Raw genomic sequence first — 15,421 nt, 5'->3', positions numbered from 1 at the left:
CCAGGAGGGCAGATGGGACCGATGACCCAGACACGGACACTCCGCAACAGCCTTGTGCTGATGCTGCTGTCCGCAGTGGCAGGCTGCAGCACAACGGGGGGCGGTGATCGCCATCCTGCGCCACAGCTGCGGGCGGTAACGCTGACGCCTGAAGCGTCGACGGTCTGGTTGACCGCTGCTTCCATCGGCACCATCGAGCCCATCGGCTCGTGCGTCTACTTCGTTACTGGATCGGGTCAGCGCCTTCTGGCGCTGTGGCCGGACGGCTTCGAGCTGGAAAGAAAGGACGGCGTGGCCGTGGGCGTGCGCTACACCCGAACCGGCAAGGGTGTGGCCTTCGGCACGACGCATACTTTTGGCAGCGGCGCACTGTCCGCATTGCCGGGCAGCCTGGCCGACCCCCTGCCTGCAGACTGCAGCGGGCCGGCCACGATGCTCTGGTTCGACTGAGACCTGCGCAGCCTCAGCGCTGCTCGTCCTTGCGCGCGCTCAGCTCACGGTCGGCGCGCAGGAACACCGCACTGGTGCTTTCCTCGCCGGTGCCACCGGCGGCGCCCAGCAGCAGCGGCCGGGCCAGCCGCGAGGAGGCATCGTCGGCCACCGCCTGCAGCGCCGCGAGGGTGTCGCTGGCCTGGTCGCTGCCCAGCACTGCGATGAACTCGCCGCTGCCGGTGACCCGGTTGATGCTGTCGCCGCGCGTGGCATCCAGGCACTGTTCCAGCGCCACGTCCAGCTGCTGCAGCTGGCGCTCCAGGCTGCGCTCGCCCATCTGCTCGGCCAGGGCCGCCAGGTCCTGCAGCTCGAGGATGACCACGGTGCAGGCGGTGCCGGTGGTGGCGTGCGCGGCGTCCACCAGCGGGCTCTGTTCGAGGATGGTCGCCACTTCCTGCTCGCGTTCGCGGCTGCGCGCTTCCATCAGGGTCATGGTCAGCCGGGCCAGGGCCTGCAGGGCGTCGCGCTGCTCGGCGCTGAGCGAACGCGGCGTCAGGTCCACCACGCAGACGCTGCCCACCGCCGCGCCCTCGCGGGTGACCAGCGGCATGCCCGCATAGAAGCGCGCGCCCATCTCGTTCAGCACCGGGTTGTCGACGAAGCGGCTGTCCTGCTTCAGGTCGCCCACTTCCAGCAACTGATCGGGCTGGCGGATCGCGTGGTCGCAGACCGCCACGTCGCGGTCGGTTTCGCTGCCCTCCACGCCGATGCGCGCCTTGAACCATTGGCGGTCACGATCGATCAGGGTCACCAGCGCCATCGGCGTGCCGCAGACGGCGGCTGCCACCTTCACGATGTCATCGTAGGCCGGCTCGGGCAGGCTGCCGACCACGTGCAGCGCATCCAGCGCGTGCTGGCGTTCGGTTTCAGTGAATGCGGCAGAAGAATGATCCGTCATGGTGATCCTGGGCAGTCAAAGGACGTGGTCCATGCTAGAACAGGCCGGCGTGCAATGGATGAACCACCCCCGCAGCGGCCCGGGTTTCGGGCAGAATCGTCGGCATGGACCGGCCGGAAGCGTGATGCGTCACGCCGCAGGGCCTTCGCACTGCCCACTCATGGAACGAGGACACGCCATGGTTGTTCGCACCTTGCTGCTGTCGGGTTGGCTGCTGGCTGCAGCGTTGCCTGCGGCTGCACAGCAGATCCGCTCGGCCACAGGGCCTGCGCCCAGGCCGCTGCCCGCGGCACCCCGGCCGGCGCACAACTCGATGGCCAAGAGCACGACGCCGTTCAACTGCGAGCAGTACGCCTGGCCGAACCACCCGCATCCCGGCATGAAGGCGTACTGCGCCAGCGTTGAAGCCGGCATCCTGCAGAACGAAGCGCGCCAGGCCGGTCGTCCCGGTCCGTCCGCCGAGGTGGGTGTGCTGCCTGCGCTCGGTTCGGCCGAGTCCAAGCGCACCGGCACGGCCTGCATTGGCGGGCAGGCCTTCCGCCGGCTGCCCAACGGGTGGGAACAGATCTCGGCCCCTGCGGGCGGCTGGCTGCGCTGCCGCGAGCGCTAGCCGCTCTTTGCCGCGGGCGGCGGCAGCGACAGCGATTGCAGGTCCACGCCGCTGCGCAGGATCTGCAGCGCCCCCAGCGCCAACGCATGCATGCCCTGGGCGAACTCGCGGTCGACCTCGCTGGCGTCGCGCGCGCGCGTTCCTTCGGGCACCGCGTCCTTGCCCGCGCCGGCATACAGCGTGTCGGCCACGGCGATGCAATGGAACGCCACGGTCGACATCAGCCAGCGTGCCTGCTCCACCGGCAGGGCATACGCCGCTGCAACTTCGCTCTGGTGCCCGGCGATGCGCGCACTCATCGTGGGTGACGCCACCGAGCGGCGCAGCAGGTAAGGGGTCAGCCCGGGGTGTGCGATCACCAGATCGCGCAGCGAAGCGATGAAGGCGATCAGGTAGTCCGGCAGCGCCTGCCCATCGCCCCGCTCGACAGGTGGCATCTGCCAGCGCTCGAAGATGGCTTCGGCCACCGCGACTTTCAGCGCCTCCAGGCTGGCGATGTGGTTGTAGAGCGTCATGTGGGTCACCCCGAGTGCCCCCGCAAGCCCGACGAAGGTCAGGTCGCGCAGCCCCATGGCCATGCCGGCCTCGACGATGCGTGCATGACTGAGCTTCTTCGGGCGTCCGCGCGTCGGCGCCTGTTCGCTGTCTTTCATAGGCCGCTTGACCATTTATTTTATAGTAATGATAATTAATCGCACCACGCCGCGCACCACCTGCGCGCGGCGTGATCGTAGCAATTGCGCCTCACCGCTCCCAGCCAGGCATCGGCCCAGCCAGCAACCCCGCCTGCACCCGCCCATCCCGCATCCGCCGGGCCCATTGCCAGGGCGCAGGCCTCGTCATACCCAGGTACACCCATGACGTCCGATGTCCGTTGCCATGCTCCCTTGTCCTGCCTGCGTGCAGGCCGAGCCACCCCGCTGCTGCTTGCGCTGGGCGGCGTTCTCATCCTTCCCGCGCCTTCGGCGCTGGCCCAGGCCCTCACCGCCGCTACCGACCGCGCGCCGCAGGTGTCCACCCTCGATTCAGTGAACGTGCACGAGCGCCGCACCGTCACCGCCCCCTATGCCGGCGGGCAAGTGGCGTCGGGCGGGCGCGTGGGCCTGCTCGGCAACCGCGATTTCATGGATACGCCGTTCAATACCATCAGCTACACCGAGGCCTACATCGCCGATCGGCAGGCACGTGACATCACCTCGGTCATCGCGGCGGCAGATCCGACGGTGTTCACCAACAATGCCTCCGGCGCGTGGAGCGAGAACTACGCCATCCGCGGGTTTGCTTCCAGCACCACCGACATGACCGTGGACGGCCTGTTCGGCATGGCACCGTTCTATCGCACGTCGCCGGAAATGTTCGAGCGGATCGACGTGCTGAAGGGACCGTCGGCGCTGCTCAACGGCATGCCACCGGGCGGCTCGGTAGGCGGCACCATCAACCTGATTCCCAAGCGTGCGGCAGACGCGCCGCTGACCCGGCTGAGCGTGGACCATGGCGCCGACGCGCAGTTCGGCGGCCATGTGGATGTCGGCCGCCGCTTCGGCAACCGCAATCAGTGGGGCGTGCGCGTCAACGCCGTGCACCGCGAAGGCGAGGGCGCCATCCGCCACCAGGACAAGGCCTACCAGCTGGGCTCGCTGGCCCTGGACTGGCGCGGCGAGCGCAGCCGCGCATCGCTGGACCTCTACACTGCCGAGGATCTCATCCATGGCCCAACCCGCGGCGTCAGCCTGGATGTTGGCGTGGCGGTACCAAAGCCGCCGCGCGCCGATGTGCTCATCAACCCCGAATGGGGCAGGGTGGAGAGCCGTGACAAGGGCGCGATCCTGCGCGGTGAAGTCGACTTCAACGATCACCTGATGGGCTACGCGGCCTTCGGTGCCAGCGAGACCAACTACAGTTACAACGGCGCCATCAGTGCGTTGGTGCTCAACAACGCCGGTGACTTCCGCACAACGGTGGCCCAGCTGGCCTTCCACACCCGCAAGCAGTCGGCTGATGTGGGCGTGCGTGGCAGCTTCCGCACTGGGCCGGTCAGCCACCAGCTGGCCGCCAATGCCACGGCCTACCAGCACAAACAGGATGACTACGGCCGCCGCAGCGTGCCCGAGGCCAGCTGGGTGACCAACCTCTACGCGCCCACCTGGAACGAAGCGCCCGCGTTCATCACCCCGCACATCATGCATACCGAGGTGAAGCTGCGCAGCGTGGGCGTGGCCGATACCCTGGGGTTTGCCGACGATCGCGTGCAGGTCACGCTGGGCGTGCGTCGCCAGCAGGTGCAGAGTGATGCGTTCGACATCAACACCGGTGCACTGTCTTCGCGCTACAAGCAGAGCGCCACGACCCCCGCCGCCGCGGTGCTGTTCAAGCTGGGCGGCAAGGTATCGCTGTATGCCAACAGCATCGAGGGCCTCAGCCAGGGCGCGACCGCGCCGACCACGGCCGCCAATGCCGGCGAAGTGTTCCCGCCGTTCAAGACCCGGCAGAAAGAAGTCGGCCTGAAGCTCGATGCGGGCCGCTTCGCGCATTCCTTCAGCCTGTTCGAGATCAAGCGGCCCAGCGGCTACACCGATCCGGTCTCGAACATCTATTCGTTCGGCGGCGAACAGCGCAACCGCGGCGCGGACTGGAGCTTCTTCGGTTCACCGCTGGACGGTGTCCGCCTGATGGGCGGCGTGGCCTACGTGCAGCCCAAGCTCACGCGCACCCAGAGTGGCATCAACGAAGGAAAGCTGGCCACCGGGCTGCCGAAGGTGCAGGGCAAGATCACCGGTGAATGGGATCTGCCGATGCTGGAAGGCTTCAGCCTCAATGCGGGCATCACCTCCATGTCCCGGCAGTTCATCAGTGCCGACAACACGCAGTGGGTGGCCGGGCACACCGTGTACGACCTGGGGGCGCGCTACGCGACCCGTCTCTCCGGCCGCCCGCTGACCCTGCGCGGCACGATCAACAACCTGGCCAACACGGCCTACTGGGGCCAGCCCTTGCTGTCCAGCCTGGCGCTGGGTGCACCGCGGACCTTCACGCTGTCGGCCACCGTCGATTTCTGATGGGAGGGAGCGCAGGCTTCAGAGCCTGCCTTCGGCCATGTAACGCGCGGCGCCCTGGTCGACCAGCGCCTGCAGCTGTTGCAGCAACGGGGCGTCCCAGTGCTCGAAGTTGAAGCAGGATTTGCCCTGCATGTGTTGCTTCAGCGCGGGGCTGATGCCTGCCAGCAGCTCGGGAAAGTCGTAGACGGGCATCAGGTGGAAGGCGTGCCTGCGCCCGGACACCTTCACTGCAGCGAAGAACTGTGCCTTGCCGTTGGCGCCCGGCCTGCGGCAATTGGCGTAGAAATGCTGGTCTGTATCGTGGACGACGAGCAGGCCGTCGCCATGGCGCAGCAGCATCTGCCGCAGGGCGCCGAAAAGGTCGGGCGGGACCGTGCCGGTGGCCGCCGTGGGTGTCGCCTGGGTGCGCGTCATGGGAACCTCCCGGCCTGGGACTCTGCGGGTTGCCGTTGCGCGCACCGTAGCATGGGGGAGGGATGCGATCCGGACAGGCCTGCCGGATCGCCCCTTCGTGGGGTTCAGGCCTTGGCCACAGCCTGGATCAGCACTGCAGCCGCTTCGGCCGACGAGCCCGGGTTCTGGCCGGTGACCAGCAGGCCATCGCGCAGCACATACGAGCCCCAGTCAGGGCCCTTGCTGTAGTCACCGCCCAGGTCCTTCAGCATGTCCTCCACCAGGAAGGGCACGACGTTGGTCAGGCCGACGGCGTCCTCTTCGGTGTTGGCGAAGCCGGTGACGTGCTTGCCGGCGACCAGCGGCGTGCCATCGGGTGCCTTGACCTGGCGCAGCACGCCCGGCGCATGGCAGACCAGGCCGACCGGCTTGCCGCTGGCAACGAACGCTTCGATCAGTGCGATGGAATGGGTGTCGTTGGCCAGATCCCACAGCGGACCGTGGCCGCCCGGGTAGAACACCGTGTCGAAGTCGGCGGCATTGACGCTGTCCAGGCGGACGGTGGCGGCCAGCTGCGCCTTGGCGGCGGCGTCGGCTTCAAAGCGATGGGTCAGCTCGGTCTGGAACGCCGGCTCGTTGCTCTTCGGGTCCAGCGGCGGCTGGCCACCCTTGGGCGAGGCCAGCACGATCTCCGCACCCGCATCCTTGAAGGCGTAGTAGGGCGCAGCCAGTTCTTCCAGCCAGAACCCGGTCTTGTGCCCGTTATCACCCAGCTGGTCGTGCGAGGTCAGAACGATGAGGACTTTCATGGTGGTGCTCCTGTTGGGAGAGTGGTGCAGTAGACCGGTCGTCTAGTATCCGGTCGCAAAAAAACACTTCGTTGGAAGTGTGGCGTACGCACCCCTCGCTCAGCGTGAGGGATGCAGGATCTGTCGGGTGGCGCGCTGCGCGTTGTCGAAGGGCTGCGGCCCGCGCACGATCTTGACCATGATGCTGGCGCCCAGCCACAGCTGGTAGAGGCTCTGCGCCAGCGCGGACGCATCGCCGCTGCAGGCCAGCGAGCCATCGGCCTGGCCGCCCTCGATCGCCCGTGCCAGCCGCTGGATGATGCCGGCGGTGCCGCTGCGCAGCGCCGCACGCATCGCCGGCGACAGGTCCGCAACTTCCGCACCCAGCTTCACCGCAAGGCACTTGCCCTGGCAGTCCTCGAAGGACTGGCTGGCCATCCACGCGGCGAAGTAGCTGTCCAGCTGCTGGGCCCTGGTCTGGCCACCGGCGCGGAAGATCTGGTCCATTTCGGCCAGGTACTCGTCGAAGTAGTCCTGCAGCAGGGCCTCGCCGAAGGCTTCCTTGGAGCCGAAGTAGTGGTAGAACGAGCCCTTGGGCACGCCGGCAGCGGTCAGCACCTCGTTCAGGCCGACCGCCGAGAAGCCCTTGCCGCCCATGGTGCGGCGGCCGCTGGCCAGGATCTTCCGGCGGACGTCGGTGCCTGCGGTGTCGGTGGCGGAGTTCATGGGAGCGACGATACGCGCGATTAGACCGGTCGTCTAGTGAGTTGTGCGGTACGCGCATTTTCCGTTCAGCATCGCCAGACCCTACTTTCGCGGCATGGCCCGGGCACCGGTGCCGGTGCTAGGTTCCAGCAACGCAGGCAGCCGCTACGGAACACGATGACCCTCGCTGGAAGTGCGCCCCATGACACGCCGCACCGGGTGATATTTGCTGGCATCTGCGCACTCGTCCTCACCGTGGGCCTCGCCCGTTTCGCCTATACGCCCATGCTGCCGATCATGAAGGCGCAGGCGGGGCTGGGGTATGTCGCCGCGGGTTGGCTGGCCGCCATCAACTACGCCGGCTACATGTCCGGCACCGTGCTGGCCGCGATGGCCCACACGCCTTATCTGGTGCCCAGCAGTTTCGCGCCACGGGCGGGGCAGACGATTGCCATGGACGCCTCGTTTGCCGAGACCTTCTTCATTCCGGAAACTGCGTTCGATGACAGCCAGTTCACGGTGACCGGCCCGGACGGCACGCAGGCGCCGCTGGCCTCGCAGGTGATGAAAACCCGCACCGTGGCCGAGTACACGCTGCCGGCGGGCACGGGCACCTACCGCCTCAGTACCGGCCCGCGCCTGGGTGCGCTGTTCCGTACCTGGGAACACAACGGCAAGCGCGAGAGCTCGCGCGACCCGGCAGTGAAGATTCCGGCCGGGGCGAAGGTGATCTCCGATTTCCAGTCGCTTACCCAGGCCGACAGCTACATCACCGTGGGCAACCCGGACCGCGCCGCGCTGGCGCCGCGCAACAAGGGCGTGGAGCTGGTGCCGGTCACCCATCCCAGCGATCTGTACGTGGGCGAAGCCTTCGAGTTCGTCGTGCAATACGACGGCACGCCCCTGGCCAACCAGGCCGTGGAAATCACCGAGGCGGTGTGGAGTTCGGATCGCACGCCGCAGGTGGTCAACCTGAAAAGCGATGCTGCCGGGCACGTGCGCTTCCCGCTGTCCGCCGCCGGCACCTGGGTCGCGCTGACCCGCCACCGCACGGCTGCCCCGGCCGGTGCGCCGGTGGCTGAGTACAGCAACAGCGTGACGCTCACGTTCCGCGTGCTCAATCCCTGATTTCCCCGTAACACCGCCTTCGAGGTCGACATGAAAACCACCGTGCTTGCCAGTGCGTGCGTTGCCGCGCTGTTGCTTTCTTCTGCTGTATCCGCACAGACCGCGCCCGGCCCGCGCCCGCTGGTGGGCGGCCACGGCAACAACGTGCTGGCCTTCATCGCCGAGCATGACGACAACGCCGATGGCCGCGTGACCTGGCAGGAGTTCGAGACGTTCCGCCGCACCCGCTTCGACGCCACCGATACCGACCGCAACGGCACCGTGGAGGAGGCCGAGTACGTGGCTGAGTTCGACGCCCGCGTGGCGGCCGAGATCGAGCGCGAGCGTGCCGCCCAGGTTGAACAGACCAAGGCCCGCTTTGCCGCGCTGGACACCGACAAGAGTGGGCAGGTGTCGCGCGCCGAGTTCGATGCTGCCGGCGAAAAGACCTGGCAGGGCGGCCAGAAGGCGCTGGCCAGCAGAACGAGTGAAAGCAAGGCCGCACCGGAGCGGGAAGCAAAGACCGCCGCCGGTGCCCAGCGCTTCGACAACCAGCGCCGCAGCCGCATCGGCATGCCCACCAGCCATACCGCGGCCGGCTTCCTGGAGCTGTACGACGAGAACGGCGACGGCAAGGTCGAGCGTGCCGAGTACGAGCGCGTACGCGATGCACAGTTCGCCCGTACCGACAGCAACGGCGATGGCCAGTTGGCCCTGGATGAGTACCTGGCCGAGTTCGAGACGCGCGTGGATCGTCGCATCGATGCACTGGGCCAGGGCGGCGATCGCCAGGTCCACGTGCGTTTTGGCGTGCTCGACGCAGACAAGGATGGCCATATGACCTTCGCCGAGTACCAGGTGTCGGGCAAGCGCCTGTTCGAAACCGCGGATCGCAACAAGGACGGCGTGGTCGACGCTGTCGACGCCCGGCTGCCCGCGCCCGAACCGCGCCGCTGATGGTCCGGGCCACCCGAACGGGGTGGCCCGCTGTCTTCCCCTTCGTTGCGTTCATCCACCGGTCCGCCCTGGACCGGCTGGGCAACGCTGTGCCTGATCGAGCCTTCGATGAAGCGATGTTCCCTCTTTCTGCTGGCGATCTGCATGGCGCTCGGCGGCCTGCCTTCCGTCGCCGCAGGTGCGGCCGAGCCGCATCGTGATGATGTGCTCGGCACCTCGCTCGACCTGCGCATCGACGCGCCTGCAGCCCAGGCGGCGGCCGCCGGCCGTGCGGCGCTGGCCGAGATCGAGCGGCTGGACGCGCTGCTCAGCCGCTGGCGTGCGGACAGCGAGCTGAGTCGCTTCAATGCCACGACCGCGCCGCAGGATCTGTCCCACGACATGCGCGCCGTGCTGCGCCTGTGCGAGGAATGGCGGGCGCGCACCGAAGGACTCTTCAGCTGTCGCCTGGGTGGGCTTGCCCAGCGTTGGCAGCAGGCCCAGGAAAGCGGCGTCCTGCCGACGCGCGAAGCACTGCGGGCCCTGGCCTCGGACGCGAACGCCGCTGAGGTCCGCCTGGACGATCGACATCCGGTGGCGCGCCCACCGGCGGTGATCTTCGACGTGGACGCGCTGGCCAAGGGCTACATCATCGATCGCGCCCTGGCCGCGGCCCGCGCTGCCGCACCTGCGGCCACCGCCATCGGGCTGGATATCGGCGGCGATGCCCGCTACTGGCAGGCCGATGGGGCAGGGCAGGCCTGGCCGGTGGGCGTGGCCGATGCGCGTGAGCCACGTGACAATAGCGCCGCACTGGCCACCGTGGGCCTGCGCTCGCAGGCCATCGCCGCCAGCGGCCATGCCACCCGCGGCTATACGGTGGGCCGCCGGCACTACAGCCACATCCTTGATCCCTGGTCGGGCTGGCCGATGCAGTTCGCACCGTCTGCGACCGTCGTGGCGCCCGATGCCAGCAGTGCCGATGCGCTGGCCACCGCACTGTCGGTGATGCCGATCCGCTCCGGCCTGGAGCTGGCCGATGCGCTGCCGGATGTCGCCGCGCTGATCCTCAGCGATACCGGCACGGCCTTCGCCTCGCAGCGCTGGCCCGGCCTGCTGTTGCCGGCAAGCGGCACGACCATCGCTCCCGAATGGCTGGTCATTGATTACCAGGTGCCCTCGCTGGCCAGCGAGCGCTACCACGCACCGTACCTGGCACTGTGGATCGCCCGCGACGACGGCAGCCCGGTGCGCCAGTTGCTGGTCCTCGGCGAGCGCTCGCGTTACCTGCAGGACCTGCCGCAATGGTGGCGCCGCTATGGCCGCGACGATCTACCGGCGATCCAGGGCATCGCGCGGCCCACGCGCCTGCCGGGCCACTACTCGGTGGCGTGGGATGGGCGCGATGACCGCGGCCAGGCCATGCCGCCGGGCGCGTACCGCCTGCAGGTCGAGGCGGCGCGCCAAGGCGGTGGCCACGAATTCCTCTCCGTGCCCATCGATACCGGCCAGGGCAGAGACCTGCCCACGCAGGCGCACGGCAGCAGCGAGATCGGCACCGTGCAGGTCTCAAGGCCCTAGCCACCGTTCTTTCCCGATTACTCCCAGCAACGCAGACCGCGCCGCACTCTGGCGCTCCGCAGCCAGGAACGCCTGGGCGCCACCCGCCCGCGGCACCACTACCTTCCACAACTGCGGAGTCTTTGATGAACATGAATCCCTCGCTGCTGGCCCTGGCCGTCGCCACCAGCCTTGCCATGCCCACGCTCACCCGCGCGGCCGCGCTTGAAGCCGACAGCACCCTCGACACCATCCAGGTGACCGAGACGCGCAAGAAGTCCGACAACCAGAACGTCACCACGCTTTCGGCGAAAAACCTGCGGCAGCAGGGCGCGCAAAGCATGGAAGATGCCATCCGCTACGTGCCCGGCGTGGAAATGGTCGACCTGGGGCGCGCCGGTTTCAACGGCTTCAACATCCGGGGCCTGGAAGCCGACCGCGTGTCGATCACGCTGGATGGCCTCAGCTTCCCGCAGAGCATGGATCCGGGCAGCTACCAGCCGTACGAATTCTTCCGTTCCGGTCGCGGCAGCGTCGATCTGGAGGCCGTCAAGACGGTAGAGATCATCAAGGGGGCCGACGCCATCACCGCTGGCAGCGGCGCACTCAGCGGCGCGGTGATGTTCACCACCAAGGATCCGGCCGACTTCCTCAAGGCCAATGGCAACGACAGCTTCGGCTCGGTGAAGTATGGCTACACCGGGTCCAGCGACGAGAACATGGGCTCGCTGACCCTGGCCAACCGCACCGGCAGGTTCGAATCGCTGCTGGTCTACACCAAGCGTGATGGCCACGAAACTGAATCCTGGTACGACACCACCCTCGACCGGCTGGGCCCGGGGCGCCGCACGCCGGATCCGGTGGACCGCGAAAGCGACAACCTGCTGTTCAAGGTCAACTTCCTGGCCACCGACACCCAGACCCTGGGCGTGGTGTATGAGCGGGCCCGCGCCACCAATGATGTCGACAACTGGACCCGCAGCGACGGCACCGGCTCGTACTTCTTCCGCAGCGCTGAAGACCGCAGCGACCGTGACCGCTATGGCCTGAAGTACACCTGGCGGGCAGGCAACGCGCTGTTTGACAGCATGGAAGCCACCGCCGACCACCAGAAGAACTACATCCAGGGCCAGACCAACGTGCTGGTCGCCAACGGCACCGCCGCGACCTATGGCACCCGCTGCTCGATCACCGACCCGTGCTCGCGCCAGGAAGACCGCTGGGATACCCAGAAGCGCAACCGGGTCGCCCTGGATTTCGACAAGAGCGTGGAGGCTGGCGGCCTGCGCCATGACATCGTGTACGGCGCAGCCTGGCAGCAGGCGAAGATCCACTGGAACTCGGTGGATTCGCGCTGGGGCAACGATGGCAGCCTGTTCACCCGTGACACCGATCCGTCGCTGTGGCCGGACACCCGCGAGACCGACCTGACCGCCTATGTGCGTGATCGCGTGCGCCTGCTCGACGACCGCCTCAGCCTGACCGGCGGCCTGCGCTACGACAGTTACAAGTACACCCCGGAAACCTCGGCCGGCGGCAACGGCCAGTCCGGCTACGAAGATGGCGGCGGCAGTGTCGGCGTCTCGAAGTTCTCCTCGCCCACCTGGAACCTCGGCGCCGAGTTCAAGTTCACCGACACCCAGTCGCTGTGGGTGCAGGGCGGCCGTGGCTTCCGCGCGCCGGGCGTGAATGACATGTACGGCACCTCGTCCACCACCGAAGTGACCCGCGTGTCCGACGGCGCGACCGTCACCGTGCCCGATGGCAAGAGCAACCCGGACCTGGATGCCGAGCGCAGCCTGAACCTGGAACTGGGCTGGCGCTACCAGAGCGACCGCCTGCGCCTGGGCGTCTCGGTGTTCCGTGACAAGTACAGCAACTTCATCGACACCGCGCAGTTCGTCGCCGATGCGGGCACCCAGTACAGCACCACCACCCGTGGCGTCACCACGGTCACCAACGGCTACACCTACACCATGCCGATCAACCGCGGCAACGTGGAAGTGAAGGGCGTGGAAGCAGAGGGCATGTGGCTGCTGGCCGATGACTGGCTGGCCCGCGTGGCCTATTCGTACAACGAAGGCACCGACAACGACGGCGAACCGCTGGCCAGCATCATCCCGGCCAAGGCGGTGGGTGGCCTGACCTACAACGCACCGTCGCGGCGCTGGAGCGTCACCGCCAACGTCACCCACCAGCAGCGCAAGGATCCCTCGGATTACGGCAGAAGCATCACCAACGGCAGTTACGGCGTGGAAGTGGTGCCGGTCTACGCCTACAAGGCCCGCGAGTACACGCTGCTGGATGTGTTCGGCAGCTACGCGATCACCCCGAAGATCAACCTGACCGCCGGTGTCTACAACGTCTTCAACAAGGAGTACTACCTGTGGAACCGCGTGCGTACCGCCGGCGCCGGCACGGCCATCTTCCAGGGGGCAACCAGCCCTGATGGCATCGGCCGCTGGTCGCAGCCGGGCCGCAACGTGCGCTTCACCCTCAGCTACGACTTCCTGTAAGCCGAGCAGGGGTCGGAAGCCATCCACGCACGGCGTGGATCTACTTGGCATGGCACCTTGGTAGATCCACGCCACGCGTGGATGAGCCGCCGGAGACCATCCACGCACGGCGTGGATCTACAGCTGCCGCTCGTACTGCAGCTTGATTCCCATCGCGGTGTCGCTGCCGTAGTAGCGCGACACCGCGCCATCAGCATCCCGATACAACGTGCGCGAGCCCTGCCGCTGCTGCAGCACATTGGACAGCGACAGATTCAACCGGCTGGCGTCGTCCAGCCTCCAGTCGGCAGCAACATCCAGCGTGCGCTCGGGCGTCGATGCCCGCGTCCACTCGGCGCTGAGACGGTTCGTGCCGCCGCCACTGTAGCTGTAGTCCACGTTGCGCAGGGTGGGGTCGTCGCGGCGCAGGTCCGCCGCAGAGGGGCCGGTGACCTTGACCGCCTGCAGGTCGGTCGCGCGGGGATCCCGTGCAGGCGGTGCAGCAGGCTGGGTTTGCACGCTTCCATTCCTTCAAGGGTCGAGGGGCGTCCTGCCCGAGCAACTCTATCGACCCCGGCCCGCGCGCAGCAGCGGAATGTTGTTGCAGCAGCCATGAGCAGGATTCATGGCGGGATCACCTGTGCTTGCCAACCAGGGTTGGCGCCTACCACAGCATCAAACGATGCTCGGGTCATGCATGCCCCGCAGCTTTTTCTTGTTGATCTTGCCCACGCTGGTACGCTCCAGCGAATCCACGAACGCGACCCGTTCGGGAATCGCATAGCGCGACAGGTCCCCGGCACGGCTGCGCGCAGCGATCAGCTCGATGATCTCCGCTTCGTTCACTTCACTGCCTGCATGGCGCACCACCAGTGGCAGGGGACGCTCGCCCCATTTCGTGTCGGCGATCCCGATCACCGCCACCTCGTTCACTGCCGGGTGCAGGGCGATGATGTCTTCCAGCGCGAGCGAAGAGATCCATTCACCGCCGGTCTTGATCACATCCTTGATGCGGTCGGTCACCCGCAGGTAACCGCCCGCATCGATGTTGCCGATGTCGCCGGTGTGCAGGTAGCCGCCCGCCCACAGTGCCGCCGATGCATCGGGGTTGTGCAGGTAGCCCTGGGTCAGCCAGGGCGCACGCACCACCACCTCGCCGGTGGCGACGCCGTCGTGGGCCACGTCCTGCAGGTCCGGATCGACGATGCGCAGGTCGACCAGTGGCACCGGAATGCCCGCCTTGGTGCGCAGCGACAGCGCCTCGCCAGCATCGTCCAGCGCGTCAACGTTGATCTGCGCCAGGGTCAACAACGGGCAGGTCTCGGACATGCCGTAACCGCCGAAGATATCGACGCCCAGCGCCAGCGCACGCTGTGCCAGTGCCCGCGGCAGTGCCGCGCCACCGATGATGACTTTCCAGTGGCTGAGATCGGTCTGCGCCGCGCTGGGATGTTCCAGCAGCATGTGCAGGATGGTCGGCACGCAGTGCGAGAAGGTGACCTTCTCGCGGGCGATCAGTGCCAGCAGGTTGCCGGGCAGGTAGCGGCCGGGATAGACCTGCTTGATGCCCATCAGCGTCGCCACGTAGGGCACGCCCCAGGCATGCACATGGAACATCGGGGTGATCGGCATGTAGACATCGCCCCGGTGCATCCGTCCCTGGCTGGCGGCACTGCCCAGCGCGGCCATCGCGGCCAGCGAGTGCAGCACCAGCTGGCGGTGGCTGAAGTACACGCCCTTGGGCAGGCCGGTGGTGCCGGTGGTGTAGAACATCGTCGCACGCGTGTTTTCGTCGAAATCCGGGAACGCGGTGACAGCAGTGGCGTCGCGCAGGCCAGCCTCGTACTCGGTCACGAAACCCGCCGGCAGCTCGCCGCCGGCATCATCCAGCAGGATGCGCGTGCGCAGGTCGGGCAGGTGTTCCTCGATGCCGTCCAGCACCGGCAGGAACTCGCGGTTGGCCAGGATCACCCGCGCACCGCTGTGGTTGAGGGTATAGGCGATCTGCTCCGGCGCCAGGCGGATGTTCACCATCATCAGCACCGCGCCGATCATCGGCACCGCGAAGTAGGCCTCCAGGTAGCGGTTGCTGTCCCAGTCCATCACCGCCACGGTGTCACCGGGCTTCACTCCGAGCGAAGTCAACAGACCCGCCAGCTGGCCGATGCGCGACTGCAGGGTGCGGTAGTCGAAGCGCACGTTGTCGCCGTAGACGATTTCCTGCCCCGGGTTCACCGCCAAGGGGGTGAGCAGCAGCTGCTTGATCAACAGCGGGTAGGCATGGGCTTCGGGTGCGGCGGTGGCGGAGGGCATGGACGGTCCTTGTGGGCGGCGCATCGGCGGCCGCTCTTCATGCAGCCACACTAGCAACCCGGCACGCA

Annotated in this window: 14 protein-coding genes; 7 read left to right on the top strand and 7 right to left on the bottom strand. The window is 67.5% G+C overall.

Going from position 1 to position 15,421, the window contains the following annotated elements; translation table 11 throughout:
* Positions 1-12 precede the first annotated feature (12 nt).
* On the top strand, positions 13-450 hold the full coding sequence (locus AC3WL7_RS02830; protein ID WP_159095353.1) for a hypothetical protein: 438 nt from the start codon (positions 13-15) through the stop codon (positions 448-450).
* A gap of 13 nt (positions 451-463) precedes the next feature.
* Here AC3WL7_RS02830 and AC3WL7_RS02825 read toward each other — a convergent pair whose 3' ends face one another.
* Positions 464-1,390 (bottom strand): GAF domain-containing protein, encoded by a 927-nt coding sequence (locus AC3WL7_RS02825; protein ID WP_492749237.1) that lies wholly within the window; start codon positions 1,388-1,390, stop codon positions 464-466.
* Between the two features lie 178 nt (positions 1,391-1,568).
* Between AC3WL7_RS02825 and AC3WL7_RS02820 the strand changes: the two genes are divergently transcribed.
* Complete coding sequence (locus AC3WL7_RS02820) at positions 1,569-2,000, top strand: hypothetical protein (RefSeq protein ID WP_492749236.1); 432 nt, start codon at positions 1,569-1,571, stop codon at positions 1,998-2,000.
* Here AC3WL7_RS02820 and AC3WL7_RS02815 read toward each other — a convergent pair.
* Complete coding sequence (locus AC3WL7_RS02815) at positions 1,997-2,653, bottom strand: TetR/AcrR family transcriptional regulator (protein ID WP_492749235.1); 657 nt, start codon at positions 2,651-2,653, stop codon at positions 1,997-1,999. The two genes, AC3WL7_RS02820 and AC3WL7_RS02815, sit on opposite strands and share 4 nt — an antisense overlap.
* A 204-nt stretch (positions 2,654-2,857) precedes the next feature.
* On the opposite strand from AC3WL7_RS02815, the gene AC3WL7_RS02810 reads away from it, so the two are divergent.
* Positions 2,858-5,056 (top strand): TonB-dependent receptor, encoded by a 2,199-nt coding sequence (locus AC3WL7_RS02810; protein ID WP_492749234.1) that lies wholly within the window; start codon positions 2,858-2,860, stop codon positions 5,054-5,056.
* Between the two features lie 18 nt (positions 5,057-5,074).
* On the opposite strand, the gene AC3WL7_RS02805 is transcribed toward AC3WL7_RS02810, so the two are convergent.
* The 3 genes from AC3WL7_RS02805 to AC3WL7_RS02795 form a co-directional block, all read right to left on the bottom strand.
* Positions 5,075-5,470, bottom strand: a complete 396-nt coding sequence (locus AC3WL7_RS02805) for a hypothetical protein (protein ID WP_200731680.1) — start codon at positions 5,468-5,470, stop codon at positions 5,075-5,077.
* A 104-nt stretch (positions 5,471-5,574) separates the two neighbouring features.
* Positions 5,575-6,258, bottom strand: coding sequence for a type 1 glutamine amidotransferase domain-containing protein (locus tag AC3WL7_RS02800; protein ID WP_492749233.1), 684 nt, complete (start codon positions 6,256-6,258; stop codon positions 5,575-5,577).
* Positions 6,259-6,357: 99 nt separating this feature from the next.
* Positions 6,358-6,963, bottom strand: a complete 606-nt coding sequence (locus AC3WL7_RS02795; RefSeq protein WP_200731678.1) for a TetR/AcrR family transcriptional regulator — start codon at positions 6,961-6,963, stop codon at positions 6,358-6,360.
* Positions 6,964-7,119: 156 nt separating this feature from the next.
* On the opposite strand from AC3WL7_RS02795, the gene AC3WL7_RS02790 reads away from it, so the two are divergent.
* The 4 genes from AC3WL7_RS02790 (at position 7,120) to AC3WL7_RS02775 (ending at position 13,061) form a co-directional block, all read left to right on the top strand.
* The gene (locus tag AC3WL7_RS02790; protein ID WP_492749232.1) at positions 7,120-8,070 is read left to right on the top strand and encodes a DUF4198 domain-containing protein; all 951 of its coding nucleotides are present in this window, start codon (positions 7,120-7,122) and stop codon (positions 8,068-8,070) included.
* A 30-nt stretch (positions 8,071-8,100) separates the two neighbouring features.
* Entirely contained in the window at positions 8,101-9,006 is a 906-nt protein-coding gene (locus tag AC3WL7_RS02785; RefSeq protein WP_492749231.1) for an EF-hand domain-containing protein, read from the top strand.
* A 108-nt stretch (positions 9,007-9,114) separates the two neighbouring features.
* Positions 9,115-10,566 carry a DUF2271 domain-containing protein gene (locus tag AC3WL7_RS02780; RefSeq protein WP_492749230.1) on the top strand — a complete coding sequence of 484 codons (1,452 nt, stop codon included), beginning with the start codon at positions 9,115-9,117 and terminating at the stop codon, positions 10,564-10,566.
* 125 nt (positions 10,567-10,691) lie between these two features.
* The gene (locus AC3WL7_RS02775; protein ID WP_492749229.1) at positions 10,692-13,061 is read left to right on the top strand and encodes a TonB-dependent hemoglobin/transferrin/lactoferrin family receptor; all 2,370 of its coding nucleotides are present in this window, start codon (positions 10,692-10,694) and stop codon (positions 13,059-13,061) included.
* A 117-nt stretch (positions 13,062-13,178) separates the two neighbouring features.
* On the opposite strand, the gene AC3WL7_RS02770 is transcribed toward AC3WL7_RS02775, so the two are convergent.
* Together AC3WL7_RS02770 and AC3WL7_RS02765 are read right to left on the bottom strand one after the other, a co-directional pair.
* Complete coding sequence (locus tag AC3WL7_RS02770; RefSeq protein ID WP_492749228.1) at positions 13,179-13,559, bottom strand: hypothetical protein; 381 nt, start codon at positions 13,557-13,559, stop codon at positions 13,179-13,181.
* A gap of 156 nt (positions 13,560-13,715) precedes the next feature.
* Entirely contained in the window at positions 13,716-15,353 is a 1,638-nt protein-coding gene (locus AC3WL7_RS02765) for a fatty acid--CoA ligase (protein WP_492749227.1), read from the bottom strand.
* Between the last annotated feature and the right edge of the window lie 68 nt (positions 15,354-15,421).

It is taken from the genome of Stenotrophomonas sp. FW305-3-2-15-E-LB1 (assembly GCF_058787375.1).
The sequence above is the reverse complement of the archived record's forward strand: the minus strand, read 5'-3'. Positions and strand labels throughout refer to the sequence as shown.

Bases quoted from the DNA above. Each gene is read 5' to 3' on its own strand.
- AC3WL7_RS02825 (WP_492749237.1), bottom strand. From the start codon at position 1,390: ATGACGGATCATTCTTCTGCCGCATTCACTGAAACCGAACGCCAGCAC.
- AC3WL7_RS02800 (WP_492749233.1), bottom strand. From the start codon at position 6,258: ATGAAAGTCCTCATCGTTCTGACCTCGCACGACCAGCTGGGTGATAAC.
- AC3WL7_RS02785 (WP_492749231.1), top strand. From the start codon at position 8,101: ATGAAAACCACCGTGCTTGCCAGTGCGTGCGTTGCCGCGCTGTTGCTT.
- AC3WL7_RS02805 (WP_200731680.1), bottom strand. From the start codon at position 5,470: ATGACGCGCACCCAGGCGACACCCACGGCGGCCACCGGCACGGTCCCG.
- AC3WL7_RS02815 (WP_492749235.1), bottom strand. From the start codon at position 2,653: ATGAAAGACAGCGAACAGGCGCCGACGCGCGGACGCCCGAAGAAGCTC.
- AC3WL7_RS02765 (WP_492749227.1), bottom strand. From the start codon at position 15,353: ATGCCCTCCGCCACCGCCGCACCCGAAGCCCATGCCTACCCGCTGTTG.
- AC3WL7_RS02820 (WP_492749236.1), top strand. From the start codon at position 1,569: ATGGTTGTTCGCACCTTGCTGCTGTCGGGTTGGCTGCTGGCTGCAGCG.
- AC3WL7_RS02775 (WP_492749229.1), top strand. From the start codon at position 10,692: ATGAACATGAATCCCTCGCTGCTGGCCCTGGCCGTCGCCACCAGCCTT.
- AC3WL7_RS02810 (WP_492749234.1), top strand. From the start codon at position 2,858: ATGACGTCCGATGTCCGTTGCCATGCTCCCTTGTCCTGCCTGCGTGCA.
- AC3WL7_RS02795 (WP_200731678.1), bottom strand. From the start codon at position 6,963: ATGAACTCCGCCACCGACACCGCAGGCACCGACGTCCGCCGGAAGATC.
- AC3WL7_RS02790 (WP_492749232.1), top strand. From the start codon at position 7,120: ATGACCCTCGCTGGAAGTGCGCCCCATGACACGCCGCACCGGGTGATA.
- AC3WL7_RS02830 (WP_159095353.1), top strand. From the start codon at position 13: ATGGGACCGATGACCCAGACACGGACACTCCGCAACAGCCTTGTGCTG.
- AC3WL7_RS02780 (WP_492749230.1), top strand. From the start codon at position 9,115: ATGAAGCGATGTTCCCTCTTTCTGCTGGCGATCTGCATGGCGCTCGGC.